Origin of the sequence: Halalkalibacter akibai JCM 9157, assembly GCF_000513135.1 — a bacterium.
GTDB lineage: Bacteria > Bacillota > Bacilli > Bacillales > Bacillaceae_D > Halalkalibacter > Halalkalibacter akibai.
Window position 1 is genome coordinate 31,455 of sequence record NZ_BAUV01000019.1, and the last position, 26,986, is coordinate 58,440.

Sequence of the window (26,986 nt, forward strand, 5' to 3'; positions counted from 1 at the left end):
GACCAATTTAAGGGAGAGATTTAAAAGTGAAAATTATTGATATTAGTATACCAATCCACGAAAATATGCCCACATACATGGACAATCAAGGTAATAAACCAAAAATCAGTACAAAGACACACGGATATATAACAGATACAAATATTCAATTAAATATTCACACAGGGACACATGTAGATGCACCATTACACATGATAAACGATGGCGAGACAATTGAAACAATTGGGCTAGAAAGGCTGGTTCGACCTTGTAAGGTATTTGATCTCACTAGCGTAAATGATCGCATTAAAGCGGAAGATCTAAAAGACTTACCGATCGAGCAAGATGACTTTATTTTACTGAAAACGAAGAACTCATTTGGTGAAACATCAGCGATGGAGTTTATCTTTTTAGCAGAAGATGGCGCACAATTTCTCATTGAAAAAGGAATACAAGGTGTAGGTATTGACACGCTAGGGATTGAAAGAAGTCAAGATAACCACCCAACTCATAAGGGATTATTCACAAATGATATTATTATAGTGGAAGGTCTTGATTTGAAAGAAGTGAAAGAAGGGAAATACACCATGGTGTGCGCACCTCTAAAAATGGTTAAAACAGAAGCGGCTCCAGCACGCGTGTTTTTAATTGAGGGTGCTGTTGGAGGGGTCTGACCCCCAGTACAGTAAAGCGTTAAAGCGGCGGGGGTCAGACCCCTTAAAAATGGTTAAATCGTTAAACTGATCCCGCCGTCTTCTGTAATTTCGACTGTGGAGTAGCTTTCAAACGGCTCTGGGCTAGTGATATCTGTGTGCTCAGGGCTTGCAAGGCTCTCCATATATTCATGGTATACTTCCTCATTCTTAATAACGTGGTAGTAATAGACTTTTTCCCCTTCAATTGTATCATAGTTCTTTAGGACAAATTGATCACCGAAACGATTCTTAAACCAAGAACTAGCTTCATCGTGATTTTTAAAATCGGGAATATCGTTATAGATAGTTGTTAAATCAAAGTTCATTTGAACCGCCCCTTTCTTTATGAACTATAGTATGAGCCTATTGAAGGAAACTATCCTAGGCTAAAGCAGGCTTATTTAGTATATAAAGTGATATCAGAGCTTAAACTTTGTTAATAATAGTAATAAGGTTAACTGTTGGGAAAAGGATTGATAAACAATGCAAGAAAAAGTGCTAATTGTTGAGGGGAAAAGTGATCGCAAACGAGTGAAACAAGTTCTAGATGAAGACGTAGATGTCATTTGTACATATGGAACCTTAAGTGAGGAGAAACTTGAGACGATCATTTTGCCAATTGAAGATAAGGATGTCTATATATTAGTAGATGCTGATGAAAGTGGAGAAAACCTGCGAAGAAAGCTAAAAAGAGAGTTACCCAATGCAACCCATTTATACACACTTAAAGAATATGGACAAGTGGAGACAACTCCCCACCACTATCTTGCTCAAATATTACGAGGAGATTTTGATGTAAAAGAAATATTTTGATAAGCATAATGATGCAGGTTTCCATACATAATACTGGTACTACGACTTAATGGAGGCCAGTATGAAAAAAAATCAAAATCAAGAGCCAATGCAATCAACAGAAGAAGTGCAATTAAACACTGAGCGACAAGGAGAAGAGCAAGGTAACAAAAACGCTCAGACTGACGGGTTACGTTATGATTATGATGACTCCTCGGATTTGAAATAATTGTAAAGTATGTGTGTGTAGACCTATTCATAGATCGAATGGGTCTTTTTTAGTTGGAATCAGAGAAAAAGTATTTTTTATATTTGAAATATAAAAGTCTAGCATTCAATAATTATTTTTAATACAAACATTATATAAAATTTATTCATAGATTCATGATTCATATAATAAGGAATAAGAAAACTGAAGCATACAACCCCCAAAAAGGAGAGAAGGCCATGAATAAACCAATAATTATTATAGGTGGAGGCATAACGGGTGTGATGGCAGCACGAACTTTGAGAGATCAAGGCATTAGTAATGTACTGATTGTAGATAAAGGGAAAAGTGTTGGAGGAAGAATGGCAACAAGGAGAGTGGGTAACGGTAGGGTAGATCATGGTGCTCAGTTTTTTACGGTGCGAACCAAACATTTTCAAGCAATTGTTAATGAGTGGGAGCAGGCTGGTTGGGTGAGTGGTTGGTTCGGAAATAATCATATACGCTATAAAAGTATTGATGGCATGAATGATTTAGTAAAAAGGCTATCTGAGAAGCTACCAATTAAACTTCAATCAGAGGTAAACCAAATCGAGTCTGTATCTAGACCTTACTATAAACTAACAACTAGTTTAAATGAACAATGGGAAGCGGAAGCTGTTCTAATAACAACTCCTGTCCCGCAAGCTTTGCAATTATTACAGCAGGTAGAGTTACAAGAACAGGTGAAAAAACAGCTAGAGCAAATCAGTTATAATCCTTGCTTTGTTTTAATTGTTACATTAGATACTCCTTCCTCTTTACCTGATTCTGGGTTTCTAGCTAGTGGCTTGCCTGAAGAAATTGATAGAATTGTAGACCATCAGAAAAAGGGAATATCGAAAACGACGTCGTTAAGTATTTATTCAACCGGGACTTGGGCAAAAAAACAGTTTCACCTTCCAAACGAAGAAATTCTTCATAAAATGCTTAACAAAATTAAACCATATTTGACTGGGACAATTGTGGATGTCCAACTAAAAAGGTGGAAGTATTCAGAAGCTACTAATCCAGTATCTGCTCCGTTTTTAATAGCTGATCGTAACATGTTAATTGCAGGTGAAGCTTTTTTACAGGTGAATGATTCTGCTAAAAGTACTAGAGTGGAATCAGCTGTTTTGTCTGGGATAGCTGCAGGAAAAGCGTTAGCAAAAAGTATGATTGATCGTTAAAGAGTCTGAAGGTTTGCTAGTGGGAGGTTACCTGGATTCTCATTCTTCCTAAAAACCATATAAAGGTTTGGGAACTGAAAAAAATAACGGCTACTAAAAAGCTTAGTAGCCGTTAAAGTGTTATTTATATTTCTTTTCACTCGATGAAGTCGTTTTTGTTGTATGTTTTTGTTTTTCTTCCCGCAGTTCTTGTTTTAAGTCTTCCATTGGAATAGGGTCAACAAATTGTTGGCTTTCAAATTGATCGAATAAGCTTTTCTTGTCTGTAGGATACTGCTCAGGATGATTCATGTTTTTTACTTGTTTCTTAGACATAAGATCACCTCTTTTTTCTATTTAAAAGATGTTTCTCTAAGAGCTTGTCTTGAGATGGCATCGACTTCTAACACTGAATCCGTTTCTCTATCTAGATCATCAGAAGTTAAATTGGTTTTGATTTCGTTATTAACCCAATCTATTGAAGAAATTAAGTTGGTTTCAATTGCAATTTTACGTCCTGGCAGTAAATCACCTGTATCGATCATCACATAATGAATTTTCCAAGAATGATCATCGATAATGAAGTCAACTACTTTCCCAATAGTCTGATCTTTAGCTTTGACAGTGTAGCCTGATAATTGTCCTTTTAGCTCATTCATACTTCTAAGATGGGATTCATTTTCCTCAATTGAATGAAAATCGTTTGCTTGAATTTGGTTAGTGTGAGTCGGGACTTCACTAACACCCCATAAACCTTCACCAACCCAGTACGGTGACCATCCGTAATAGCTGTGAATGTCTAGTTCTAATGAACGCGAAAGGGGGTGCTGTTCCGAAGCAGTGGGACTATTTTCAATTTGTTGTTTTGAAGCGAAAAGAGAAACCTTATTTTCAACAAGATCAACATAGTCAAATGAAACAGGAGAAACTACCACCTTCCGTCCGGGCAACCATTTTTGAGTATCAACTACTAAATAACGTATTGCCCATTTGTCACTATCAAAGTATAAATCTTTCACCTTTCCTAATTCTCCGTCTGTTGCACGAACGTTACAAGACTCTAGTAAAGTAGATTTGTATAAGATAATGATCTCCTCCTTTAATGTGATCTACTTTTTACATAACCTCTAACGAATAAAAATAAACATTGTCATTTAGTATTTTTTGTTATTTGATAGAGATAGACAGGGATTTATGGGAGGACGTATGAGGCATTTTTTTGTAAAAGCGAGTGTAGTTGTCATTTTATTATTAGTTGTGGGTTATGTTTTATTTGAAATTTCAGGTTCAAGAACGTTTCAATTCTGGGGTGGTTTAGTAGGGAAGGTTGAGACACAAGAAAAAGTTGTGGCTCTGACATTTGATGATGGCCCAACTGAAAAAACAGAGGAAATCCTTGCTATTTTAAGAGATGAAGGGGTAAAAGGAACGTTTTATCTTACTGGAAAGGAACTTGAAACAAACTTTGAAGACGCCGTTCAGATTGTTGAAGAGGGACATGAAATTGGTAATCACTCTTACTCGCATCAACGAATGGTGCTTAAATCATCGACTTTTATAAAAGAAGAGCTTGAGAGAACAGATGAACTAATTCGACAAACAGGCTATGAGGGCGATATTCACTTCCGTCCACCTTATGGAAAGAGATTGTTTTTGCTTCCGTATTTTCTAAATAAAGAAGAAAGAAAGACAATTTTATGGAATATTGAGCCGGAAACATATCCTGAAGTAGCAAATGATGCTAATAAGATCGTGGAACATGTAATTGAAAAAATCGAACCTGGTTCAATCATCCTATTACATGTTATGTATGAAAGCAGAACCGAGTCTATGAATTCAATTAGAGGTATTATTGCTTCTTTACAAGAACAAGGCTATATATTTGTTACAGTTTCTGAGTTGTTGGAGTTTGAGGTAAATTAAATCGTAAAATGAAGTTCAATATAAGCGGATAGTGGGCTTTTTTTGTGTTGAAAGAGAAGCAGGACAAATATAGTTTGATAGCGAAGTAGAAACTGTTCTTACTAAGGAGGGATTTGAAGGGATGGAGTACCGTACGGTTGGGAAAACAGGAGTAAAGGTTTCTAGCTTGTGTTTTGGAACGATGTCTTTTGGTGGGAATGCGGATAAAGAGACATCGAAGAAAATGTTTCAGCGTACACGTGAGGTAGGAATTAACTTTTATGATTGTGCTAATGCATACAGTAGAGGAGCAGCTGAAGAAATTTTAGGAGAATGCATAGCTGATTGCCGCGATGAAATTGTCTTAACGACAAAGGTATATAATCCAATGAGTGACGACATTAATGCTAGAGGACTTTCACGTCGCCACATCATGCTTGAAGTGGAAAACAGTTTAAGACGTCTAAAAACGGATCGAATTGATTTTTATTTTGTGCATAAGTTTGATCCGGAAACCCCGATTGAAGAGACGTTAAGAGCCTTGGATGACCTTAAATCTCAAGGAAAGATTTTATACCCTGCCGTCAGTAACTGGGCAGCTTGGCAAATGGCGAAAGCACTTGGCATTTCAGAAAAAGAAAGCCTTGCGCGCTTTGAGTTAATGCAACCGATGTACAACTTAGCTAAACGTCAAGCAGAAGTGGAAATCTTGCCTTTTGCTGAATCTGAACAAGTAGGGGTTATTACATACAGCCCTCTTGGCGGAGGGTTATTGTCTGGAAAATACGGAGCGAATAAAAAACCTTCTCAAGGAAGGTTAGTGGAAGAACAGATGTATACGAAGCGCTACGCTGATGAAAAAAACTTTGAGGTCGCAGAAAAGTTTACTGCATATGCAAAAGAAAAAGAAGTTCATCCAGCCACTCTAGCGGTTGCATGGGCCATGGCACATCCAGCTGTTACAGCTCCCATTATAGGTGCGAGAAATTTAGAACAATTAGAGCCAGCTCTTGCTGCACTAAAGCTAAATATGACTAAAGAATGGCGTGATGAGATATCGAGTCTATCTTCCGCACCTCCTCTTGCGACTGACCGTGCAGAGGAAGTATAAAGGCTATTGAATCGTAGGATATATAAAAGGTGCCTGACCCCCACTGCTTTAAAGCGATGGGGTCAGGCACCTTCGTTATTATCGTTGTTCTAATCGGGCAATCCTTTCATCTAAATCTGGGTGAGAAGAGAAAAGTTGCATGACGCCGCCTTTTCCGTTAATCTTCATCGTTTGAATAGCTGAATCATCAGTACGGTCGTCTACCTTCGCTCGATTTACATGTTGTTTTAAAGAACGTAATGCATGGGCCATTTTATCACGACCAGCTAGATCCGCACCGCCTTGGTCGGCATGAAACTCACGGTGGCGAGAATAAGCCATAACAACTAAGCTTCCAAGGATTGAAAATAAAATTTGGAAAATAATAATGGCTGCAAAACGAACAATTCCTTGCAGTTCTGCACGTACTAAGCGAGCGACGAGAATCGCAGCAATTCTTGAGAAAAATACAACGAATGTATTTACAACACCTTGTAGAAGAGTCATCGTAACCATATCACCATTGGCTACGTGGGCAACTTCGTGAGCAATAACACCTTCAACAGCAGCATCATCCATCGAATTTAACAATCCGCTTGAAACGGCAACTAAAGATCTTTTCTTTGAAGGACCTGTTGCAAAAGCGTTGACTTCAGCAGACTGATAAATACCAACTTCAGGCATATGAGTTAATCCAGCTGCACGAGATAGGCGATGAACCTTCTCAACAACTGCTCGTTCCTGAGCGGTTAATGGACTTTCTGGCTTAAGAACTTTTACCTTCATCATTTTTTTAGCCATCCATCTAGACATAGCTAATGAAATAAAGGAACCTGCAAAACCTACTAGTAAGCTGAAGACCATAAGCGATGTATAGTTAATCCCAAGTCCAGGACCACCTGTCTCAAAAGAACCGTTGACGCCAGTAAATGTAGTAATTAGTGACCAGACTATACCAATCGTAGTCATAACTAAAATATTTGTTAAAATTAAAAACAGTAATCGTTTACCCATCTTGTCCCTCCTTTTATCGTATACCTTCTATTTTATCATGTATTTGAAGATAAGATTGGGACGATTTTAGGAACATTCACTTGTTCTAATTACTGTTGACAATTTTACTTGTTGATTTAGTATGTAACAACTACTTTATAGAATCGGGATATACCATAAAAATAGCTCCTCAATCCTTCAGAGAAAGTTTAATAGTTGCTGAATCTCTTAAAGCCTAGAGAGAATAGGATAGTTCCTCCCTCTCTAGGCGACTAGTGAACGTAGTCATTTCAAGTCGTCTCGTTCTTTTAAAAAATGTTTAAGGCTAAGATGGAAACAGAGTCACCTGATCTGACCAGCTCCGCTAAGGCAAAGTTTTGTCGTTGTCAAAGCTGGCAAGCCCATAGGACCCCGGGCATGGAGCTTTTGAGTGGAGATTCCAATTTCAGCACCGAATCCTAGTACACTTCCGTCTGTAAAACGGGTAGAAGCATTGTGGTACACAGCAGCTGCATCGACTGTTTGTAAAAATAGCTGTGCTGTTTGCTCATCTTCTGTAATAATAGCCTCTGAATGTTTAGTTCCATAGTTTTCTATATGATAAATAGCTTCATCGGTATGATCTACTATTTTTATAGCTAGATCTAGGCTTAAGTATTCTTCTGACCAGTCTACCTCTTCGGCTTGAACCGCACCTGGTATATTTTGTACAACCTCTGAATCGCCATGAATGTTAATGTTATGTTTTTTAAACGTCGAAGTTAAAACGTCTTTATTTTTTGTGAACCATTCTCTATGGATCAGCACGGTTTCTAATGCATTACAGACTGCAGGACGATCAGTCTTGGCATTAACAAGAATGGATAGAGCTTTTTGAACATTTGCATGTTTATCAATATACATATGGACATTCCCGACTCCAGTTTCAAGTACTGGTATGGTTGATTTCTGTATGACGGTTTCAATTAGTGAGCTGCCACCTCTTGGGATAAGGACATCAATATATTTTTTTAATGTAAATAATTGCTCAGTAACTGCACGATCGGTATCTGCTATGAATTGAACTGCTGCCACAGGAATTTTAGTCTGTTTTAGAGCTCGATGGATAACTGAAATAATAGCCATATTTGAATGAAGGGCAGAGGATCCACCTTTTAGTATGATGGCATTTCCTGATTTTAGAGCTAGTCCTGTTGCATCAACAGTTACGTTTGGTCTAGCTTCATAAATCATGCCAATGACCCCAAGTGGGACACGTATAGTTTTAACATTCAAACCGTTTTCTAATGTCCATTCTGATTCAACATTACCAACGGGATCTTTTAATTTAGTAATTTCTATTAAACCATCAGCAAAATGGTTGACTCGTTCTTCCGTTAAGCGGAGTCGATCCATAAAGGCGCTAGTATAGTTTTTTTCTTGACCTTTTAGTAAGTCCTTTTTGTTTTCGTTTAAAATAAAAGCATACTCCTCTTTTAATCTATCTGCGATCAAGTGTAGAGCCTCATTTTTTTCTGTTGCGGATAAGAGACCTAATAACTTACTTGCTTGTTGGGCGCATTTAGCTTGTTTTTTGACATTTGTTTTAAGTTGAGGTTGTGTATTCAACGAATCTCTCCTTTTTTTGTGGGGTCTGACCCCCAGTGCTTAGACGCTTTAATGTAGTGGGGGACAGACCCCATTTATTCATTTATTAATGTGTTGTGATTTCATGTGGGACAAAATCGTCTTGGATGATGGCTTCAAATTTTGTCACTTTTATATGATCAGGAATGTCGTGCAGTTTAAGTCTTTTTATTTCACGAAGTTGGTCTGAAGAGTAATTAATAAGCCCTCGGCCGACTTCATCTCCATTTAAATGCTTGATCACGACAACATCACCTGAATTGAATGTACCAGTTACTTCCCAGACACCTTGGGGTAGCAAGTGACTATGTTCTTTTGTAATGGCAATCCGCGCTCCATCGTCAATGACCACTTCTCCGTTAGAACCGGAGTTAAAAGCAATCCAGTGCTGTTTGACATCGAGGTCATCTTGTTCCGTATTAGGTTTGAAATAGGTACCTCGTGCTTGGTGACTGACGACATCAAAGAGGATATTTGGTTTGTTAGCATCCCCGATAAAAGTTTCAATGCCGGCAGCGAGTGAAATTTTGACTGCTTCATTTTAGAAGTCATCCCCCCGGTTCCAACCTCACTATTAGAATCACCAGCGGCAGCTTCAATCTCTGGGGTTATATCATGAATAACCTCCAAAAGCTTAGCTTCGGGATTTGACTTTGGATTATCGTCATAGAGCCCTTCAATATCTGAGAGAATGACTAGTTGGTCTGCTTCGACTAGACCAGCAACTTTTGCGGATAATGTGTCATTGTCACCAAATTTAAGTTGATTGATTGTGATGGTGTCATTTTCGTTTACAATCGGAACAACGCCTCTCTCTAACAGTACTTGTAGCGTATTACGAGCATTCATATATCGCTTTTGATCAGAGAAATCGCTGCGAGTAATTAAGATTTGAGAAGCGATATACCCGTGGGAACCAAATCTTTCTGAATAAGCTTCCATTAACAAACATTGACCAATTGAAGCGGCAGCTTGCTTTTCAGAAAGATTATCTGGACGTTTAATGCATCCAAGCTTTCGGTAGCCAGCTGAAACTGCTCCAGAAGAGACCAAAATGAGTTCATGACCTTCATCTTTTATGACTGCAATTTCATCTACTAGACGAACGAGTTTTCGATAACTTATCTCACCGTTTCTACTCGTTAATGAACTGCTTCCTATTTTTACAACAATACGTTTTTTTTCTTGAAGATTTCCCATCGTTCCACCCCTAATTTTCTATTTATCTAATTGTATCCTCGGGTATGGTAGACATCTCCTTTGAAATCTGTTTTGAGCGATTGGCGGCTTTTTCTAAGCAGTTCATTATACTTCTCTGAACATCGTGATTTGCTAAAACATGTAATCCGGCTTCTGTTGTTCCTCCAGGACTCTTAACTTGTTCATATAACTCCCGCGGTGGCAGATTTGTTGTTTTTAAGAGGTCAACCGAACCTTGAATCATCTGTAGAATTAACTCTTCTCCTAACTGAGGATCAAGCTCAAGTTCTTCCAATGAATCTGTCATAGCTTCAACTAAATAATAGATAAAAGCAGGCCCACTTCCAGCTATAGCTGTAATGCTATCCATATCTATTTCTTTAACTAGCTTAACGATCCCAATGGATTGAAACAGTGATTCAGTTAACTTAAGCTGTTTTTCGTTTGCATGATCACCGGCCGCTATTACTGTAGTGGAGGACCCAACTGCAGCCGAAGTGTTTGGCATTACCCTAATAACAGGTGCGTTGTGACCAAGAATGTAAGAGATATATTCGGTTGTGATTCCTGCAAGCACAGAAATGAATAGCTGATTTTCCGATGTAAAGGGACGGATCGACGCGAGCGCCTGAGTGACGCTAGTTGGTTTCATAGCAAGAATAACAACATCTGCATCTTGTAACACTATTTCATGATTTGAGTAAGTATTGATTCCATATCTTTCTTTAAGTTCAAGAAGTCGTTTAGTATTTTGCCGGTTTGTCACTGAAATTTGATCTGGTGTTAGCTTTTGTTTTTTAATAAAACCTGAAAAAATGGCTTCTGCCATGCTCCAGCGCCTATAAACGCGACTTTAAAGTTTTGCATGGCATGATCAACTCCAATTGGCTTGATTTTTGCTTATAGAGTTAAGCCTATGTATCTAGTTAATGAATATTCATGGACTAGTCTCTTTTTGGGTGCCTGACCCCCAGCGGTTTAAAGTGTTAAAGTACGATAGTCCTTTAGTTAGTGTTATTTTTTTACTGAAATAGGAAAGGGTGTTAATAGATGATAATTCGCTCAAGTTTTATTTTTAAAATGAGAGGGTAAGTGATTGTTAGAGGTTGAACCATTTATTGTAATTATCATCTTTAACGTAACTAGGAGGTTTTAATGAAATGGCGAGTCAAACTGGTGCAATTGTTCAAGAATCATTACATGCTTTATTAGAGGATTCAAGTTTCTTACCAGAGTTGCAAAATAAAACGAGAGAGCAGGCCTTTGCGTCTTTAGCTGCTATTTTATCTACACCTAACAAAGTACATAAAGCCTTTTTACGAATTTCACTTGAAAATGGCAAAGTCGTTAGAATTCCTGCTTATAGAGTTCAGCATAATAATGCACTTGGTCCTTATAAGGGGGGCATACGGTTTCACGAATTAGTAAATGAGGAAGAAGTGATCAATCTAGCTTCCTTAATGACACTGAAAAATGCTTTACACGATGTTCCGTTCGGTGGTGGAAAGGGAGGCGTGGTTGTCAATCCAAGAGAAATGTCAGAAAAAGAAATCAATTTGATATGTCAGAAATATGTTCATTATTTTAGTGATATTTTGGGACCTGACAAGGACATTCCTGCACCCGATATGGGTTCGGGTGATCGTGAGATGGATTGGATGATGGCTGAATATAAAAGCATTCGTCCAGGTGAACCTTATAGAGGGAGTTTCACAGGTAAAAGTGTCATCAACGGTGGTTCACTAGGAAGAAGAGAAGCAACCGGAAAAGGAGTTTACTTTACGTTACGGTACATGCTACATGATTTTCTTAAAGAGCAACATACCTTTTTATCCAATACGGAAAATCAATTTGCTAAGACAGCTTTAAGTTTTAAAGATAAACCGATGACAATTGCGGTGCAAGGATTCGGAAATGTTGGCTCGGTTGCAGCTCTTGAGGCGCATCGCTGTTCAATGCTTCAAAATAAAGTCGTATCCGTCAGTGATCGAAATGTAATGTTGTACCATGAAGAAGGATTAGATGTTCCGGCTTTAATCAGTTTTACAGCAAGTAATCGGGGTGATTTACCAACTACCATCGAACAGTTAGCAAGTGCCGGAATTAAAGCAGAGATTCATGAGAGAGACAGTATATTAGATGTTGATGTTGATGTTTTAGTGTTAGCGGCTTTAGAAGACCAAATTCATAAAGGGAACATGAAAGACATTAAAGCCAAAATAATCGTTGAAGGGGCCAATGCGCCAGTATCGGGGGAAGCAGATCAGTATTTAAGTGAGCAGGGTGTTATTATTATTCCTGATATTCTTGCAAATGCAGGAGGAGTAATTGTTTCGTATTTCGAATGGCTTCAAGGGCGTGAAACGCAATTTTACAGTGAAGATGAAGTATTTAAACTATTAGTTGAAAAAATGAAAGCTACAATGGATACAATTCTCCCACAATATTTCGGGGACCCGTTTCCATTGCGTCAAAATTGTTACATTCACTCGGTTATGAAATTATGTACGGTCTTGTACCGACAAGGAAAGCTCTATTAATGAGGTGCCTGACCCCCACTGCTTTAAAGCACTGGGGGTCAGGCACCTTTCTATACTAAATCAGCAAAATGGGCGTTTGTAACATTCGCTAAATCATGCGACTTCAGTTCAAGTTGAATGCCGATCATTCCTCCACTGACAATGATTTGCTCTAAAAGTTCTGCACTGTGATCAATGAAAGTAGCATATGCTTTTTTCATGCCAATCGGAGAACATCCTCCACGGATATATCCAGTTATTTTTGTAATGTCTTTGACAGGAATCATTTCTATCTTCTTTTCAACTGCTGCTTTTGCAGCTTTTTTTAAGTTGAGTTCAGTTTCAACTGGAACGACAAAAACGTAATGAGTTTTGCTTGCTCCTTGTGCAACAAGTGTTTTATAAACTAACTTAACGTCTTTATTGATTTTAGCTGAGACGGAGACACCGTCTATCTTGCCGTCGTCTGAGCTGTAGGATAACATATTATAAGGTACTTGTTTTTTATCTAACATTCGCATCGCATTCGTTTTTGCTTTCTTCATGGTAATCTCCTTCTTTTTACGAATCATTCATATATCATATTTTTATTAGATTATACCAAGTAAGGAGATACTTATAATAACAGAACGATGATTGGGAGGAAATATCATGGTTAAAGAATACGAGGATGACAGTTTAACGTTACACACGGATGCTTACCAGATCAATATGACGGAAACGTATTGGCATGACAATATGCACAACAAAAAAGCTGTGTTTGAATTATATTTTAGAAATTTACCATTTAATAATGGCTATGGTGTTTTTGCAGGGTTGGAACGCATAATTGAATTTATAAGAGAATTTCGTTTTACTAAAAGTGACATCGACTACCTTCGTGATGCAATGGGATATGAAGAGGAATTTCTAGAGTACTTAAGTTCCATCAAATTTACCGGAAAAATTCGCTCTATGAGAGAAGGAGAGTTAGTGTTTGGGAACGAGCCGATTCTTCAAGTGGAATCAACGCTAGCGGAGGCTCAACTAATTGAGACGGCATTGTTAAATATTGTTAATTATCAAACGTTAATTGCTACAAAAGCATCTCGAATTAAACAGGTAATTGGTAATGAAAAGGTGTTGGAGTTTGGTACTAGACGAGCTCAAGAAATGGATGCCGCGATCTGGGGAACACGAGCGGCTTTCATCGCAGGTTTTGATTCAACAAGTAACGTTCGTGCAGGCAAAAAATTTGGGATCCCTGTTTCTGGGACACATGCTCATTCGATGATTCAAGTGTATAAAAGTGATTATGTCGCCATGAAGAAATACGCTGAAAGTTGTGTTAGACGCAAGAATAAAGTGTTCATCCCGCTTGTGGATACGTATGATGTCCTTCGCTCAGGTGTACCAGCCGCGATTCGGGTTGCAAAGGAATTCGAAGGAAAAGTAAACTTCTTAGGTGTTCGATTAGATGGTGGAGACATGGCTTATTTATCGAAGAAAACTAGAGAACTTCTTGATGATGCAGGTTTTCAGGCAACTCAAATTGTTGCTTCTAGTGATTTAGATGAAGAAACCATTTTGAGTTTAAAGGCGCAAGGAGCAAAAATTGATGTTTGGGGCATTGGGACAAAACTAATCACTGCCTTTGATCAGCCAGCATTAGGGGCAGTTTATAAGATTGTTGCGATTGAGGACGAAAACGGGGTAATGGTTGATACTATTAAGATCTCATCAAATCCGGAAAAAGTAACTACACCAGGTTTAAAGAAATTATACCGCATTATCAATACACAAAATGGAAAATCAGAAGGTGATTATATCACTCTTCATAATGAAAAGCCGGAAGAAGAAGACAGTTTAAAAATGTTTCACCCGACTCACACTTTTATTAGTAAAGTTGTAACTGATTTTGAAGCTAGAGACCTCCATACAGACATTTTTGTTGAAGGCAAACTTGTTTATGAGAATCCAGATATTTTTGCGATTCAACAATTTGTTTCGGAGAATCTGAAATTGCTATGGGAAGAATATCAACGTACGTTAAACCCAGAGGAGTATCCAGTCGATCTAAGCCAAAGATGCTGGGATAATAAAATGAGGATCATTCAAGAAGTGAAGGCCAAAGTAAAAAGTGGTAAAGGTATGTAGGTAGTAATTCCCTACTACTTGAATTATGTTAGGCGTATTAGCTAGGATTGAAAATGGCACCTTATATTATATAGGAGGTGCTTTTTTCTTGAACCGGATATCAGATAGATTTATATTGCGAATACTTACGATCGTAGCAACCATTTTACTTCCTTTTGCTATTATTAAGCGGCCACTAAAAGACTGGATTATCGTTTACATAGTTAGTTGTGTGGGGAACAGTATGGCAGATCATTATCTTGTTTCAAAGGGATATCTGAAATATAAAGTTAGACCTATGTCAAAAAGATTTTCCATACATTTACCATTTGACTACGTGCATTATCCGTTGCTCTTGCTTTATTATAACCAATGGACATTGAATAGTAAGCCAATTGGTTTATTTTTTAAACTGTTTCCTTTTATAATCCCACAAACGATTATTGAGACGATTGCTGAAAAACGAACAGATTTAATTACTTGGAAAAAAGGTTGGAGTTGGAAACATTCAGCTATTGGTATGTTGATTAAATTTTTAGTATGTAGGTCCATTATTGCGACAATTAGAGTAATGAATAAAAAGGAAAATTCAATAAATTAATCAGATTTGCTTCAATTATTTGGAGCGGAATTTTAGATTCTTTGATAAATTGTTGATCTTAAAAAGCACTGATGGCAAGGAGACCAGGTCCCCTTGCCATCGTTCTATTAAAATGTATATGCAGATCCTACAATGATAAGCAAAATAAATAACACAACAAGTAAAGTGAAGCTGTTTCCAGTAACGTGAGTCATAATGAATTCCTCCTTGTTAATTGACTACACCATATACCTATGTAAGTAGCGAAGATTCGGGTGGGCGAATGTCTCGATTATCGTAAAACTAGGCAGGCGTGGAGAATCTGTAACCAAGAGGCTTTTTATTTTCCAGCTTAAGGAGATTCATATATACTCAACGTAATTACAAAAAAAGAGGGTGTTATCATGACAGATCAACAAGCTAGTTGTGACATTGGCTCTAATGCAGCAAACATGACGAATGAATTCAAAAAGGATGGTTCATTCAACCGTCAAATCAATCGCTTTACAACCCCATTTGGAAATCAATTAGGGGACTTACCTGTTGAAAAAAATCGTTACCGTTTACTCTGGTCACCAGCTTGTCCGTGGGCTCACCGTTCTGTAATTGTTAGAAAAATACTTGGCCTAGAAGATGTCATTAGTTTAGGAACTGCAAGTCCGATGCGCCCACAGATTGACCGGGTAGATTGGGAGTTCTCCTTGGATCAGGACGGTGTTGATTCAATACTAGGAATTCAATACATAAGTGAAGTGTACTTAAATGCAGATCCAAATTATGAAGGACGTCCGACAGTACCTGTAATGGTTGATCTTCAGACGAAAAAAGCAGTAAACAACGATTATTTCAAATTAACGAATTATTTAGAGACTGCGTGGGCACCATTGCACAAAAATCATGCACCAAATCTTTATCCAGAACATTTAAGAGAAGAGATTGATGCATTGAATGATGTGATTTTTCATGAAGTGAATAATGGCGTGTATAAATGTGGATTTGCCAGGTCGCAAGAAGCGTATGAAGAAGCATATGACACGTTATTTGCAAGACTTGATGAAATTGAAAGAAGGCTTTCAACGAAGCGATTTTTATTCGGAGATTTTATAACAGACTCTGATATACGCCTTTATGCAACATTAATTCGCTTTGATGTTGCCTACTATAATGGCTTTAATACAAATAGAAATCTTATTCGAGAATACACTCATTTATGGGGATATCTTCGTGATTTATATCAAACAGAGGGCTTTGGGGAAACAACTGATTTTGATGCAATTAAGATGCATTATCATTTGTCAATTACGATTTTCCAAAATAATGGAGACGTGAAAATTTTGCCTAAAGGACCTGATTTAGAGAAACTTAAAAGCGAGCACGGTCGTGAAAAATTAAGTCAGCAGACCGATAAATTTTTAAGGGAGGGGTAAACTTGCTTATCAGAGATGCGCAAATTCATGAATTAGAAGTGATTCGTACGCAGCGAGTAGCTGCATACAGTGAGCATGCACAGGCCATTTCGGATGAACACTGGCTTGCATTAAAAAAAGCAATTTCCTCTGAAGCTGATGTTCAAGCCGGGGTAGAACGAATTGTCGCTGAGATTGATGGTGAAATCGTTGGGTCAGTTGCATTATTTCCACCGCATTCAAATGCTTACGAAGGACTTGTTGACGATATAGATTATTCCGAGATACGCTTACTTGCAGTTAAACCGGAAGCGCGGGGAAAAGGAGTTGCACGAGCTTTAATAGATGAATGTATTGCACGAACAAAAGCAAAAAAGCTTGATGCAATTGGCCTACATACAGCTGATTTTATGGAAAGTGCGATCACTCTTTATAATAGAATGGGATTTGAACGCTTGCCTCAGTATGATTTTGAACCTGCAAATGATGGTGTGATTGTAAAGGCGTTTAGGAAGAAAATATAATTCTGGGTGCCTGACCCCCACTGCTTTAAAGCGGTGGGGGTCAGGCACCTTTTTAATGGAACGTTACAATTCTATCTAATTCAAAACGGTGATGTGGATAGCCATCACTGTCTTGCTTACCGAAAGGGATCATTGCTGCAATTTTTGCATGTTCTGAAATACCTAATAATTCTTTAATTTTTGCTTGATCAAATCCTAACATGGGTACACTTGAATACCCTAATCCTTTGATTGCTATAAGGAGAAACCCAAGTGCTATATTCGTTTGAGTAAGTCCCCATTGCCCTCTTTCTTCAACAGTCATCGCATTAAAAATTCCTGATAGATTTGCTACTTCTGTTTGTTTCTGTTCTTCTGTCATTCCAGGATGAATGGTTTCTGGTAAATGATGAAGGACATCTTCCATATCGCTAGCTAGCACAATAACCGCTGGTGCAGAGGTTACTTGTGTTTGTCCATATGCGGCTTCTTGTAATTTTACTTTTAGTGCAGGGTCAGTTATGACGTGATAACGCCAAGGCTGGAGGTTCCATGCACTTGGAGCAAGGCGAACCATTTTAAATAACTGATCAATGACTGTTCTAGGAATTTGCTCTTCTTTGAATTTACGAATGCTTTGTCGGGCCTCGATTGCTTCTTGGACCGTGAGTGTTTCTTGATTGGTTTGAGTTGCCAAGTGAACCTCTCCCTTTGATTTGATTGATTTTAAGACTGAACAGAAAGTTCATTATAGGATTAGTTGAAATGAATGATTTATTCTTATTTAGGGGCCATGTTAATTTTTAAAGGAATTGACTCAATTCAACAACTTTTGTGATAGAATATAACTATGTAAAAAGACCTATTCATATAAATGCATTTTAATCCGATTTAAATGTAAAGACAAAGTCCTAGTTAGATAATATTTAATAATGACTTGTCAAGGTAGAGATGTGAGGGGAAAAGTTATGGGCGATAATAAAAAAATAGCCGCCTTAGTGATCGTAATAAGTATTAGCCTGTTTTATTGTTGGCTTTATTTTTTTAGAGATAATGAATGGATGTTGACAATTGGTGGGAATTTTTTTCCAATCGTTGGCGGTATTTTCATTTTAAGTTGGCTTATTCGCGCATATAGAACAGTAGTTGGGAAAAGTAAGTTTTTTTGGTTGTTGTTAAGTATTGGGATTTTATTTAACTTACTTGGAAATGTAAATTGGTTTCTTACGCTTTTAACTCAGAAGGATCTACTGACACCAGAAAGCTCTTTCATGCTTTGGTTCTTTGCCTATTTATTTTATTTTATTGCTCTAATTTATAAAACAAATCGTCTTAGTTCTTCTTTTTGGGGGAGTCCTTATCTTTTTAATATTGCCATTTTCATGATAGTTGTGACAGCTATTTGTAGTCATTTTTTAATTGAGCCAATACTACATAGAGCAAACTATAGAGTAGAAGAAATGATTTTGTTTCTATTGTATATCATTATTGACCTAAGTATTTTGTTTGTTACTATATACCTATTTTATTTATCAAGGGAAAACAAGGAAAGGACGGCGATGCTGTTTATCACACTTGCGTTCTTTTTTCAGGTCTTTGCCGATTTGAGTTTTATCTATTTAGAAATGAGCAATGGTTATATTCCAGGAAGTTTAATGGAACCAATATGGTTTGGCTCTAAATTGCTCATAGGTTTTGCAGCATTTTTTGCTAAATCTACTGATGAAAAAGTAATGAAGCCTACACACATTGAAGCAGAAAAAGCAGAATCTTATATCCCGTATGTTAGTATGTTCGTCATTCTGATCTTAGTTACTTACAGCTATTGGGGGCAATTGAATGCATTTAGTGTAGGGATTATTGTTATTTTTTTATTAATTCTTGGTCGTAACCGCTATATAAAAAGAAAAAACAAAGTTTTAATGAAGGAATACAAAAAACTTGCTTATCATGATCCACTAACGGGACTTCGAAATAGGGCTAGTTTCAAAGAAGAGTTAACTTGTAAACTTAAAAATGCAAAATTGAACAATCGTGTTATTGCCTTATTATTACTAGATCTTGATCGCTTTAAAGTAGTGAATGATACATTAGGTCATCAAGCTGGAGATGAGTTATTACAAGAAGCTGCTAAAAGGTTAACGCGATCTGTTAAATTAAATGCTTCGGTTTACAGGTTAGGTGGGGATGAATTTATTATTGTCCTTGATTTGAAATTTGAAGAGCTATCCATACAAACTGCCAATAAGATCATTGAAGCATTTTCTGTTCCTTTTTCAATAGCAAGCCATTCAATGACGGTGACTCCAAGTATTGGGATTAGTTCATATCCAGCAAATGGTGAGGAAAGTGAATCTTTATTAAAGGCTGCTGATGCAGCTATGTATCAGGCAAAAGCAAGCGGAAGAAATCAATTTAGGTTTTATAATGATGAATTAAATCAGATGATGACAAGAAAAATGTTGATTGAAAATGAACTAAGGTTAGCGATCGAAAATAATGAGCTTATTCTTTATTACCAGCCTAAAGTTGATGTAGCAACTAGAAGGGTTATTGGTATGGAGGCATTGTTACGCTGGAATAATTCAAAACTTGGCTTTGTTTCACCAGTTGAATTTATCCCAGTGGCAGAGGATACAGGCTTAATTGTGGCAATTGGGGAATGGGTACTCAAGACGGCAGTTAGGCAAAATAAAGATTGGCAAGATCATGGGTTACCAGGTTTGTGCATATCTGTTAATGTGTCTGTTAATCAGTTTAGAAATAGTGACTTTATAAAGACCGTAAAAGAAACATTGAATGAAATAAAGCTGTCTCCTGAATATTTAGAATTAGAAATTACAGAGAGTATTATGCAAAACATTGATGAATCTGTGGAATTACTGAAAGAATTGCGTCTAATGGGAGTAAAAGTAGCGATTGATGATTTTGGTACAGGCTACTCTTCTCTTCATATTCTAAAAGAGCTCCCGATAGACACGATAAAAATAGACAAAACTTTTATTGATGACATTTCCATCAATGCAGATCGTTCAATCGTCAAAAGCATTATTGATATGGGGATTAATCTTAATCTTCAAGTCGTAGCCGAAGGGATAGAACACGAACACCAATTACAAGCAATCACTAAATACAATTGCACCTATGGGCAAGGGTATTTATTTTTAAAACCAGTAACAGCTAATGAGTTTGAACATTATGTAAAAAGTACAAGATAATTGGTGCCTGACCCCCAGTGCTTTAAAGCGCTAAGGTCAGGTTTTTTTGTATAACATCTCATCGCTATCACATGCTAATAGAGAATTTTAATAAGAGTATCTAAGATAGGTGATGTTAGATGGAATCTAGTTGGTTGTCAATCATTCCGTTTCTTGTGGTAATACCGGTTGCAATCTATACAAAACAAGTGTTACCAGCTTTGTTTCTTGGTTTGCTTGTAGGAGCTTATTTGATGGAACCGACCATTCTAGGTGGAATTCAAGCCATGTTTGTTTATGTCGTACAAGCGCTAATTGATACGAATAATATTAAGATTATTGTCTTTCTGTATGCATTTTCAGGTCTTGTAGGCATGATTAAAATGACAGGAGGCATAAGAGGATTCGTAGAGAAAGCAGCTGAGAGAATTCAAACAAGAAAACAAGCTTTAGTTTTAACGTATGTTTCAACGATTGGAACATTTGCTGCGCCAACGTTTCGATTTGTTACAATAGCTCCAATTATGAGAGCATTGCTTAAGAAAGTTCGAATGACGACAGCAGAACTTGGTTTCGTTATTGAGACAACAGCAACACCAATCATAGTTTTAATTCCGGTTGCAACAGCTTTTGTAGGATATATGGTTTCAATTATTCAAATTGCAACGGAAAATCAAGGTATTGAAGTTGACCCTTACTCGCTTTTTATCCAGAGCATCCCATTTAATTTCTTTTCAATCGTCACGATCTTATTAGGTGTCTATTTAAGTTTCTTTCATCATTCAAAGGAGAAATCTGATGCACCTATGCAAATTGACGAAGAGACTGTCGAGAAGGAAGATGATTGGCATGATTGTCATCCAGTTGTATCTAAAGAACTCCCAATTAAGCCAATGAATTTATTGTTACCTTTAATTTTGGTCATTAGCTTAACGCTATTTTTAACATGGTGGGATGGGCATGTCAAAGGATTTGGCTTCTTTGAAGCATTCATTCAAGCAGATGTTCTCGATGCAATGGTGGTTGCTTTATTAATTACTGTATTGATTTCCATCGGTTTTTATTTAATTCAACGTTTTAAGCTCGAACAATTAATTTCTGGCTTTATTGATGGAGGAAATGAATTAATGTCTGTCATTTTGCTGTTGTCAATTGTTTGGGGCTTGTCATCTATAACTGATGACCTAGCTTCTCCGCTTTCGTAACAGCACATACAGGATGGATTCCTCAGATGTTTATTGCTCCATTGATTTTTGTTTTTGGGGCAGCGGTTTCGTATTTTATCGGTTCTGCTTGGGGGACATGGGGAATCTTAATGCCTTTAGGAATTTCTCTTGCCACTGTAGGTGATGTGTCATTGCCATTAGTGGTCGGAGCCGTATTTGCTAGTGGTTCATTTGGGGCATTTGCCTCTCCGCTAAGTGATGATACGAACACAATAGCAAAAATATTGGGGCTTTCTGTAATTGAGTATGCAAAGTATAAATTAAGACCTGCCTTAATTGCTGCAGGCATCACGACCGTGTTGTACGTAGCGGTGACGTTTGTTTTTTAATTTTTATCAATTGCTAAATTTATTCTGAAAGCTAAATAAATTAAAAAAATTTATTCTCAGAAGTGATTGTATAGTTCCCTTGATAGTAAGCAAAATATTTAGGGGAGTAAAAACCCCTACAAAAATTATTGGAGGCTTACTATGATGAATCAACAGGACCAATTACAAGCGATACAACGTGCTGAGCAAGCCGTTCAGCAAGCAATGCAAGTTGTGCAACAAAAGCAAGCTAGTGGAAATGCACAAGAAATTCAACAGGCGCAGCAGTTAGTTCAACTAGCTCAACAGCAATTGAATCAAGAAACACAGCAATTTCAACAAGCACAACAAAACTTGCAGCAAGCACAACAACAAGTGCAACAAGAAGCTCAACAAGTTCAGCAAGCACAACAAGTGGTCCAAAAAGCTCAATCTGTTATTAATTCGCAGAACAAGCTCCAATAATTTAGGTGGAGAGCTGACAAATTGCTGTCGGCTCTCTTTTTCTTAGCCCAATCACTTTTTGAGGTTGTACCACATAGAAATTGAAGTTATGATTGCTAATGTTACAAAACAGGTAGAGAGGGGTGTAATATGTCTATAAAACGAATTGAACATGTAGGTGTTATGGTAACAGACATTGAGAAGTCAATCAGCTTTTATCAAAACATAATAGGTATGCAACTAAAAAACACTCTTACACATACGAATGGTCATATTAAATTGGCTTTTCTAGGATTTAATCAAAAAGGGGAAACAGAGCTTGAATTAATTCAAGGATATAATGACGAGCTACCAAATGAGGGGAAAGTCCATCATTTTGCCATTAAGGTCAATAACCTAGATGAGGAAGTGAAGCGTATTAGGGAGCTTGAAGTACCATTAATTGATAAAGTAATAACAGTACTGCCAAACGGAGCTAGATACTTTTTCTTTCATGGTCCAGATGGAGAGTGGATTGAGTTTTTTGAATCTGAAAGATGACTATGAGCGAGGTGCCTGACCCCCAGCGCTTTAAAGCGCTGGGGGTCAGGCACCTTTTTTATAATATACATGACACTTGTCATACTCCATAGTTGACGTTCATGACTTCTTTGTCACGTGTTTATCTTTTATGATTAGGTTAATGAAATCTCCAACTACACAAATCGTTCCTTTCAAGGAGGAAATTATGAGTACACAAAAACAGAAATTAGCTCAACTTAGAAAAAGTATTGCCCCTTTTGAAAAATCAGACGTTAAATCGAGTATTAAACAAATTATAAATACGATTCCACCGTTTTTCTTATTGTGGTTTTTAGCTTACCAAAGCTTAGCGGTATCGATGTGGTTAACGTTTGCGTTTGCAGTGGTAGCATCGGGGTTTGTTGTCAGGATCTTTATTATTTTTCATGATTGTTGTCATGGTTCTTTCTTTAAAAATAAGAAGGCTAATCAGATTCTCGGTAATATTACTGGAGTAATCACGATGTTTCCTTTTGAAAAATGGAAACGTGAGCATTCCATTCATCATGCAACAAGCGGCAATTTAGATAAACGTGGTACAGGTGATATTTGGGTAATGACTGTTGAAGAATATGTAGCTGCATCATTTAAAGAAAGACTACAGTATAGATTGTATCGAAATCCACTTGTTATGTTTGGACTTGGACCGCTTTTCTTGTTTTTCATTACAAATCGAATTAATCGAAGTGACGCAAGAAAAAAGGAAAGAATAAATACACATGCAATCACAATCTCAGTTGTAGCACTTTATTCACTAATCATTTGGATGATTGGTTGGCAAGCATTTCTTCTTATTCAAGCACCAATTTTATTTGTGTCAGGAATGCTAGGAATTTGGTTGTTCTATGTACAACATCAGTTTGAAGATTCTTATTTTGAAGATGAAACAGAGTGGGACTATGTAAAAGCGGCTGTTGATGGAAGTTCTTATTACAAGTTACCGAAAATTTTGCAATGGGTAACTGGGAACATTGGTTATCACCATGTTCATCATCTAAGTCCAAGAGTTCCAAATTATAAATTGGAAGAGGTTCATGAAACAACGATTCCATTACAAAAAGCTACGACAATCACAATGGGTACTAGTTTAGAGTCTATTCGCTTTCGTCTTTATGATGAAAGTAAAAAGACATTTGTAAGCTTCAAAGAAGTAAAGCACCTTCTTCCAAAAGCTAAGGAAAAATTAGAGATAAAGAATAGAAGAGCAAGTCTTCAAGGAAAATAAAAAATAAGCGAAAAAACCGTTCAACGTTTCATTGAATGGTTTTTCTTTGCTTAAATCCATACAATTTTATGTCAAATATTGTATGATAGTATCAAACACCCAAAAAAGAGAGGAGGCTACTATGCAAAATTGGTATAACATTTTTCCGAAGAATACTGGACTAAGTATTTACGTCTGGATAATTTTTTGTTTATTACCTTTTTATTTTATTTTCCGATCTTCGTCTTCGACAGAAATTATATTCGGAATTATAATGATTTTGCTCTTTTTTCTTTCATACAGGTTATCGTTCATATCCAAAAGCTGGCCAGTTTATCTGTGGGTAGGGTTGAAATGGCCATCAGTATTATAATGACCCTGTTTTATGGGTATGTGTATTTTGCACTTTTCTTAGCGTTTTTCATTGGAAACGTTCAAAGTAAAATTGGCTTCTTTACGTTGTACATTGTTCATTTATTAACGACCATTATTGCAGTGAGTTTGAGCTTTTTTACGCAAAACGAATTATTTTTTGCGCAATTCCCTTTTATCATAATTTCCATAATAGGAGTTATCCTCTTGCCTTTTAATACGTATAATCGAAACAAGCGTGAAAAATTAGAAGGACAATTAGAAGATGCGAATAAGCGAATCTCTCAATTAATGGTAATTGAAGAACGTCAGCGGATTGCACGTGATTTACATGATACACTTGGCCAAAAATTGTCATTGATCGGGTTGAAAAGTGATTTAGCTAGGAAGTTAATTGAAAAAAATCCTGACTCAGCCAAAGCTGAACTCAGTGACATAAATCAAACAGCTAGAACGGCTTTAAAAGAAGTTCGTGAGATGGTATCTGATATGCGCGGAGCTAAACTGGAAGAGGAAATGATCCACATTCAGCAGATTTTAAAAGCTGCCGAAATGGAATTTCAATTCGATGGCAACGCTCAATTAAAGAGTACTCCACTATTAGTTGAAAATGTCGTCAGTATGTGTTTAAAAGAGACGGTCACTAATGTTGTTAAGCATAGTCAAGCTAAATTATGCAAGGTGAGTATTAAAGAATCACCTGATGAATTGCGAATTATTGTACAAGATGATGGAGTGGGATTTTCAGGCACTTCTTTAGGAAATGGTTTAAGGGGAATTAGAGAAAGATTAGAATTTGTAAACGGGAGTTTAGAAATTTCACAAGCAAATGGAACTATTGTTGTTATTAAAGTACCAAATGCTATAAAACAAAAGGCCAAGGAGGGATTGATTTGATTCGAATTGTCATTGCCGAAGATCAGCGCATGTTACTCGGAGCACTTAGTTCTTTACTTGATTTAGAAGATGATATGGAAGTTGTCGGTAGAGCTAGAAATGGTGAAGAAGCAATAGCACTAGTACATGAACACAAGCCGGATGTTTGCATTATGGATATTGAAATGCCGGTGAAAAGTGGACTTGAGGCTGCAGAGGAACTAATTAACGAGCCTTGTAAGGTTATTATACTAACGACATTTGCTCGTGCAGGTTATTTTGAACGTGCGCGAGATGCAGAGGTAAGTGGATACTTATTAAAGGATAGCCCCAGTGAAGAACTAGCTAATTCAATTCGCACAATTATGGACGGAAGGCGTATTTACGCACCTGAATTAGTTGATCTCGCATTTGAAAATAAAAATCCCCTCACAAACCGAGAAAAACAAGTAATGGAATTGATCGCAGATGGAAAAAGCACGAGTGAAATCGCAAAAGAACTTTTCTTGACAAATGGTACGGTGCGAAATTATATATCTGTTATTTTAGATAAGCTGGATGTTGGCAACAGAATCGAAGCTATCTCGAGATTCAAGGAAAAAGGCTGGTTTAAATAAATACTGATGAAAGGCTGATTCTATTTAGATTAATAGAATCAGCCTTTTTAAGGGAATTTATGTTTTATAACAGTTTATTTTATTTTAGAGGTGTTCAACGTGACTTAAACATTTATCGCACTGGGTTAAATAGGATTCATGCATTTCTACAATCTTTTTTCCGCAATCAGTACAGATTTTCGGTTCGATATTTCTGAATTGTTCAGGTGTAGGTGTCATTGGTAAATCCCTCCATTGTCTTTTGTTAGTTTCATTGTATTATAACAGTTATTAAAAATCAATAGTGTTTTATAATAATTATTTTTGCAATGAATTATTTAGTCTTGGAAGTTGATTTATGGGGTTTGAGAATTGTCTCTGATGCTGTTCATGGTAATATGTATGTATCTGACAAATGAGTGAGGGAAAATAAATGAATCTAGAAAAAAATCAAAAAAAAGCTAGGTTAATTGGAATCTGCCTCGTCCTGTTGGGAGCAGTGCTATGGGGGATATCAGGAACTGTGGGGCAATATTTATTTGAGCAACAAGCCTTTAATGCCGAGTGGTTAACGGTTATTCGCTTGTTAAGTGCTGGAGTTGTTCTACTATGCTTAGCTATTATAGGGGGGAACAAGAAAATCTGGAGTATCTGGACGACTCGGTCTAATCAGATAAACTTGGTTCTATTTGGAGTTTTTGGCATGCTGGCCGTTCAATACACGTACTTTGCTGCAATTGAAGCTAGTAATGCTGCTACTGCAACACTTCTTCAATATACCGGGCCAGTGATGATCGTTTTATACCTATTATTTCGATTTAGAACGTTACCAACTAAGAATCAGATTGTTGCAATCTTTTTTGCTCTGTTAGGAACATTTTTATTAGTGACACATGGAAACTTCACAACGTTGTCAATTTCAGGATGGGCGTTATTCTGGGGGCTTGCATCAGCAGTTGCTCTTGCTTTTTATACGTTACAGCCTATAAAACTTTTAAATGAGTTTGGATCAACTGTCGTAGTTGGATGGGGCATGATAATAGGTGGGGTTGGAATGAGTTTTATCCATCCACCATGGCAGGTAGTTGGGCATATTTCATTTACGTCTATTCTGGCTCTCTTGTTCGTTATTGTCTTTGGTACAATTATAGCTTTTTACAGTTATCTAGAGAGCTTAAAATACCTTAAGCCAACAGAAACAAGTTTACTTGCTTGTGCCGAACCATTATCAGCGGCAATACTAGCGGTTGTTTGGTTAAATGTTGTGTTTGGAATTTCAGAATGGGTCGGCGCATTTTGCATTATTGCTACGATTGTAATTCTGTCAAGTACTAAGGAGAAGCAAGGGGGGAATTCAGAGTTGAAGTTAAAAGAAGAAGTGGGATAGAGTGTCTGCTATCAATA

27 protein-coding genes and 3 pseudogenes are annotated in these 26,986 nt (G+C 37.1%); 19 read left to right on the forward strand and 11 right to left on the reverse strand.

Features of this window, described 5'->3' with window-relative positions; all coding sequences use genetic code 11:
• Nucleotides 1-26: 26 nt before the first annotated feature.
• Nucleotides 27-653 (forward strand): cyclase family protein, encoded by a 627-nt coding sequence (locus tag JCM9157_RS11835; RefSeq protein WP_035664974.1) that lies wholly within the window; start codon nt 27-29, stop codon nt 651-653.
• Nucleotides 654-706: 53 nt separating this feature from the next.
• Here the strand turns inward: JCM9157_RS11835 and JCM9157_RS11840 are convergent, their stop codons facing one another.
• A complete protein-coding gene (locus tag JCM9157_RS11840; protein ID WP_035664976.1) occupies nt 707-1,000 on the reverse strand; it encodes a hypothetical protein in 294 nt (97 codons plus the stop codon).
• 157 nt (nt 1,001-1,157) lie between these two features.
• On the opposite strand from JCM9157_RS11840, the gene JCM9157_RS11845 reads away from it, so the two are divergent.
• The 3 genes from JCM9157_RS11845 to JCM9157_RS11850 all read left to right on the forward strand — a co-directional run bounded on the left by JCM9157_RS11845 (nt 1,158) and on the right by JCM9157_RS11850 (nt 2,885).
• Entirely contained in the window at nt 1,158-1,487 is a 330-nt protein-coding gene (locus JCM9157_RS11845; protein WP_035664977.1) for a toprim domain-containing protein, read from the forward strand.
• Nucleotides 1,488-1,548: 61 nt separating this feature from the next.
• Nucleotides 1,549-1,695: a hypothetical protein gene (locus JCM9157_RS24655; RefSeq protein ID WP_156321492.1), complete on the forward strand. Its 147-nt coding sequence runs from the start codon at nt 1,549-1,551 to the stop codon at nt 1,693-1,695.
• A gap of 218 nt (nt 1,696-1,913) precedes the next feature.
• A complete protein-coding gene (locus JCM9157_RS11850) occupies nt 1,914-2,885 on the forward strand; it encodes an NAD(P)/FAD-dependent oxidoreductase (RefSeq protein ID WP_035664978.1) in 972 nt (323 codons plus the stop codon).
• A gap of 120 nt (nt 2,886-3,005) precedes the next feature.
• On the opposite strand, the gene JCM9157_RS11855 is transcribed toward JCM9157_RS11850, so the two are convergent.
• Both JCM9157_RS11855 and JCM9157_RS11860 read right to left on the reverse strand, forming a co-directional pair.
• The gene (locus tag JCM9157_RS11855; protein WP_035664979.1) at nt 3,006-3,200 is read right to left on the reverse strand and encodes a YczO family protein; all 195 of its coding nucleotides are present in this window, start codon (nt 3,198-3,200) and stop codon (nt 3,006-3,008) included.
• 17 nt (nt 3,201-3,217) lie between these two features.
• The gene (locus JCM9157_RS11860; RefSeq protein WP_081734153.1) at nt 3,218-3,973 is read right to left on the reverse strand and encodes a PRC-barrel domain-containing protein; all 756 of its coding nucleotides are present in this window, start codon (nt 3,971-3,973) and stop codon (nt 3,218-3,220) included.
• Between the two features lie 97 nt (nt 3,974-4,070).
• On the opposite strand from JCM9157_RS11860, the gene JCM9157_RS11865 reads away from it, so the two are divergent.
• Together JCM9157_RS11865 and JCM9157_RS11870 are read left to right on the forward strand one after the other, a co-directional pair.
• On the forward strand, nt 4,071-4,787 hold the full coding sequence (locus tag JCM9157_RS11865) for a polysaccharide deacetylase family protein (protein ID WP_035664981.1): 717 nt from the start codon (nt 4,071-4,073) through the stop codon (nt 4,785-4,787).
• A gap of 121 nt (nt 4,788-4,908) precedes the next feature.
• The gene (locus JCM9157_RS11870; protein WP_035664982.1) at nt 4,909-5,877 is read left to right on the forward strand and encodes an aldo/keto reductase; all 969 of its coding nucleotides are present in this window, start codon (nt 4,909-4,911) and stop codon (nt 5,875-5,877) included.
• 78 nt (nt 5,878-5,955) lie between these two features.
• Here JCM9157_RS11870 and htpX read toward each other — a convergent pair whose 3' ends face one another.
• The 4 genes and pseudogenes from htpX to proC form a co-directional block, all read right to left on the reverse strand.
• Nucleotides 5,956-6,870 (reverse strand): protease HtpX, encoded by a 915-nt coding sequence (gene htpX, locus JCM9157_RS11875; protein WP_035664983.1) that lies wholly within the window; start codon nt 6,868-6,870, stop codon nt 5,956-5,958.
• 321 nt (nt 6,871-7,191) lie between these two features.
• On the reverse strand, nt 7,192-8,457 hold the full coding sequence (locus tag JCM9157_RS11880; protein ID WP_035664984.1) for a glutamate-5-semialdehyde dehydrogenase: 1,266 nt from the start codon (nt 8,455-8,457) through the stop codon (nt 7,192-7,194).
• A gap of 85 nt (nt 8,458-8,542) precedes the next feature.
• Nucleotides 8,543-9,675 (reverse strand): annotated as a pseudogene (proB, locus tag JCM9157_RS11885) (glutamate 5-kinase).
• Between the two features lie 22 nt (nt 9,676-9,697).
• Entirely contained in the window at nt 9,698-10,504 is an 807-nt protein-coding gene (gene proC, locus JCM9157_RS11890) for a pyrroline-5-carboxylate reductase (RefSeq protein WP_052013111.1), read from the reverse strand.
• A 331-nt stretch (nt 10,505-10,835) separates the two neighbouring features.
• On the opposite strand from proC, the gene JCM9157_RS11895 reads away from it, so the two are divergent.
• Entirely contained in the window at nt 10,836-12,215 is a 1,380-nt protein-coding gene (locus JCM9157_RS11895) for a Glu/Leu/Phe/Val family dehydrogenase (protein WP_035664986.1), read from the forward strand.
• A 50-nt stretch (nt 12,216-12,265) separates the two neighbouring features.
• Here JCM9157_RS11895 and ybaK read toward each other — a convergent pair whose 3' ends face one another.
• Nucleotides 12,266-12,739, reverse strand: coding sequence for a Cys-tRNA(Pro) deacylase (gene ybaK / locus JCM9157_RS11900; protein WP_035664988.1), 474 nt, complete (start codon nt 12,737-12,739; stop codon nt 12,266-12,268).
• Between the two features lie 106 nt (nt 12,740-12,845).
• Here ybaK and JCM9157_RS11905 point away from each other — a divergent pair, with 106 nt between their 5' ends.
• Together JCM9157_RS11905 and JCM9157_RS11910 are read left to right on the forward strand one after the other, a co-directional pair.
• Entirely contained in the window at nt 12,846-14,330 is a 1,485-nt protein-coding gene (locus tag JCM9157_RS11905) for a nicotinate phosphoribosyltransferase (RefSeq protein ID WP_035664990.1), read from the forward strand.
• A gap of 88 nt (nt 14,331-14,418) precedes the next feature.
• Complete coding sequence (locus JCM9157_RS11910) at nt 14,419-14,910, forward strand: CBO0543 family protein (RefSeq protein ID WP_035664992.1); 492 nt, start codon at nt 14,419-14,421, stop codon at nt 14,908-14,910.
• A 107-nt stretch (nt 14,911-15,017) separates the two neighbouring features.
• Here JCM9157_RS11910 and JCM9157_RS23990 read toward each other — a convergent pair whose 3' ends face one another.
• Entirely contained in the window at nt 15,018-15,104 is an 87-nt protein-coding gene (locus tag JCM9157_RS23990) for a YjcZ family sporulation protein (RefSeq protein WP_081734154.1), read from the reverse strand.
• A gap of 189 nt (nt 15,105-15,293) precedes the next feature.
• Between JCM9157_RS23990 and JCM9157_RS11915 the strand changes: the two genes are divergently transcribed.
• Nucleotides 15,294-16,316 (forward strand): glutathione S-transferase family protein, encoded by a 1,023-nt coding sequence (locus tag JCM9157_RS11915; RefSeq protein WP_201768898.1) that lies wholly within the window; start codon nt 15,294-15,296, stop codon nt 16,314-16,316.
• Between the two features lie 2 nt (nt 16,317-16,318).
• Complete coding sequence (locus JCM9157_RS11920) at nt 16,319-16,819, forward strand: GNAT family N-acetyltransferase (RefSeq protein ID WP_035664994.1); 501 nt, start codon at nt 16,319-16,321, stop codon at nt 16,817-16,819.
• 52 nt (nt 16,820-16,871) lie between these two features.
• Here the strand turns inward: JCM9157_RS11920 and JCM9157_RS11925 are convergent, their stop codons facing one another.
• The gene (locus JCM9157_RS11925) at nt 16,872-17,495 is read right to left on the reverse strand and encodes a nitroreductase family protein (RefSeq protein WP_035664996.1); all 624 of its coding nucleotides are present in this window, start codon (nt 17,493-17,495) and stop codon (nt 16,872-16,874) included.
• Nucleotides 17,496-17,766: 271 nt separating this feature from the next.
• Here JCM9157_RS11925 and JCM9157_RS11930 point away from each other — a divergent pair, with 271 nt between their 5' ends.
• From JCM9157_RS11930 to JCM9157_RS11960, 7 genes and pseudogenes are all read left to right on the forward strand, one after another.
• Nucleotides 17,767-20,016: a putative bifunctional diguanylate cyclase/phosphodiesterase gene (locus JCM9157_RS11930; protein ID WP_052013112.1), complete on the forward strand. Its 2,250-nt coding sequence runs from the start codon at nt 17,767-17,769 to the stop codon at nt 20,014-20,016.
• Between the two features lie 119 nt (nt 20,017-20,135).
• Nucleotides 20,136-21,550: pseudogene (locus JCM9157_RS11935) on the forward strand (Na+/H+ antiporter NhaC family protein).
• A gap of 141 nt (nt 21,551-21,691) precedes the next feature.
• Entirely contained in the window at nt 21,692-21,994 is a 303-nt protein-coding gene (locus tag JCM9157_RS11940) for a hypothetical protein (protein WP_052013113.1), read from the forward strand.
• Nucleotides 21,995-22,123: 129 nt separating this feature from the next.
• Complete coding sequence (locus JCM9157_RS11945) at nt 22,124-22,513, forward strand: VOC family protein (RefSeq protein ID WP_035664997.1); 390 nt, start codon at nt 22,124-22,126, stop codon at nt 22,511-22,513.
• A 187-nt stretch (nt 22,514-22,700) separates the two neighbouring features.
• The gene (gene desA, locus JCM9157_RS11950; protein ID WP_035664998.1) at nt 22,701-23,759 is read left to right on the forward strand and encodes a Delta(5) desaturase DesA; all 1,059 of its coding nucleotides are present in this window, start codon (nt 22,701-22,703) and stop codon (nt 23,757-23,759) included.
• Between the two features lie 121 nt (nt 23,760-23,880).
• Nucleotides 23,881-25,007, forward strand: a pseudogene (locus JCM9157_RS11955) (sensor histidine kinase).
• Nucleotides 25,004-25,603 (forward strand): response regulator transcription factor, encoded by a 600-nt coding sequence (locus JCM9157_RS11960; protein WP_035664999.1) that lies wholly within the window; start codon nt 25,004-25,006, stop codon nt 25,601-25,603. Before JCM9157_RS11955 ends, JCM9157_RS11960 begins: the two are co-directional and overlap by 4 nt.
• 84 nt (nt 25,604-25,687) lie before the next feature.
• On the opposite strand, the gene yhfH is transcribed toward JCM9157_RS11960, so the two are convergent.
• A complete protein-coding gene (gene yhfH, locus JCM9157_RS23995) occupies nt 25,688-25,822 on the reverse strand; it encodes a protein YhfH (RefSeq protein WP_081734156.1) in 135 nt (44 codons plus the stop codon).
• Between the two features lie 193 nt (nt 25,823-26,015).
• On the opposite strand from yhfH, the gene JCM9157_RS11965 reads away from it, so the two are divergent.
• Nucleotides 26,016-26,969: an EamA family transporter gene (locus JCM9157_RS11965; protein ID WP_035665000.1), complete on the forward strand. Its 954-nt coding sequence runs from the start codon at nt 26,016-26,018 to the stop codon at nt 26,967-26,969.
• Nucleotides 26,970-26,986 lie beyond the last annotated feature (17 nt).

What these genes read in the sequence shown, in the direction of transcription:
- JCM9157_RS11840 (WP_035664976.1), bottom strand. Translation starts at nt 1,000, where the DNA reads ATGAACTTTGATTTAACAACTATCTATAACGATATTCCCGATTTTAAA.
- JCM9157_RS11845 (WP_035664977.1), top strand. Translation starts at nt 1,158, where the DNA reads ATGCAAGAAAAAGTGCTAATTGTTGAGGGGAAAAGTGATCGCAAACGA.
- JCM9157_RS24655 (WP_156321492.1), top strand. Translation starts at nt 1,549, where the DNA reads ATGAAAAAAAATCAAAATCAAGAGCCAATGCAATCAACAGAAGAAGTG.
- JCM9157_RS11850 (WP_035664978.1), top strand. Translation starts at nt 1,914, where the DNA reads ATGAATAAACCAATAATTATTATAGGTGGAGGCATAACGGGTGTGATG.
- JCM9157_RS11855 (WP_035664979.1), bottom strand. Translation starts at nt 3,200, where the DNA reads ATGTCTAAGAAACAAGTAAAAAACATGAATCATCCTGAGCAGTATCCT.
- JCM9157_RS11865 (WP_035664981.1), top strand. Translation starts at nt 4,071, where the DNA reads ATGAGGCATTTTTTTGTAAAAGCGAGTGTAGTTGTCATTTTATTATTA.
- JCM9157_RS11870 (WP_035664982.1), top strand. Translation starts at nt 4,909, where the DNA reads ATGGAGTACCGTACGGTTGGGAAAACAGGAGTAAAGGTTTCTAGCTTG.
- htpX (WP_035664983.1), bottom strand. Translation starts at nt 6,870, where the DNA reads ATGGGTAAACGATTACTGTTTTTAATTTTAACAAATATTTTAGTTATG.
- proC (WP_052013111.1), bottom strand. Translation starts at nt 10,504, where the DNA reads ATGGCAGAAGCCATTTTTTCAGGTTTTATTAAAAAACAAAAGCTAACA.
- JCM9157_RS11895 (WP_035664986.1), top strand. Translation starts at nt 10,836, where the DNA reads ATGGCGAGTCAAACTGGTGCAATTGTTCAAGAATCATTACATGCTTTA.
- ybaK (WP_035664988.1), bottom strand. Translation starts at nt 12,739, where the DNA reads ATGAAGAAAGCAAAAACGAATGCGATGCGAATGTTAGATAAAAAACAA.
- JCM9157_RS11905 (WP_035664990.1), top strand. Translation starts at nt 12,846, where the DNA reads ATGGTTAAAGAATACGAGGATGACAGTTTAACGTTACACACGGATGCT.
- JCM9157_RS23990 (WP_081734154.1), bottom strand. Translation starts at nt 15,104, where the DNA reads ATGACTCACGTTACTGGAAACAGCTTCACTTTACTTGTTGTGTTATTT.
- JCM9157_RS11915 (WP_201768898.1), top strand. Translation starts at nt 15,294, where the DNA reads ATGACAGATCAACAAGCTAGTTGTGACATTGGCTCTAATGCAGCAAAC.
- JCM9157_RS11930 (WP_052013112.1), top strand. Translation starts at nt 17,767, where the DNA reads ATGGGCGATAATAAAAAAATAGCCGCCTTAGTGATCGTAATAAGTATT.
- JCM9157_RS11940 (WP_052013113.1), top strand. Translation starts at nt 21,692, where the DNA reads ATGATGAATCAACAGGACCAATTACAAGCGATACAACGTGCTGAGCAA.
- JCM9157_RS11945 (WP_035664997.1), top strand. Translation starts at nt 22,124, where the DNA reads ATGTCTATAAAACGAATTGAACATGTAGGTGTTATGGTAACAGACATT.
- desA (WP_035664998.1), top strand. Translation starts at nt 22,701, where the DNA reads ATGAGTACACAAAAACAGAAATTAGCTCAACTTAGAAAAAGTATTGCC.
- yhfH (WP_081734156.1), bottom strand. Translation starts at nt 25,822, where the DNA reads ATGACACCTACACCTGAACAATTCAGAAATATCGAACCGAAAATCTGT.
- JCM9157_RS11965 (WP_035665000.1), top strand. Translation starts at nt 26,016, where the DNA reads ATGAATCTAGAAAAAAATCAAAAAAAAGCTAGGTTAATTGGAATCTGC.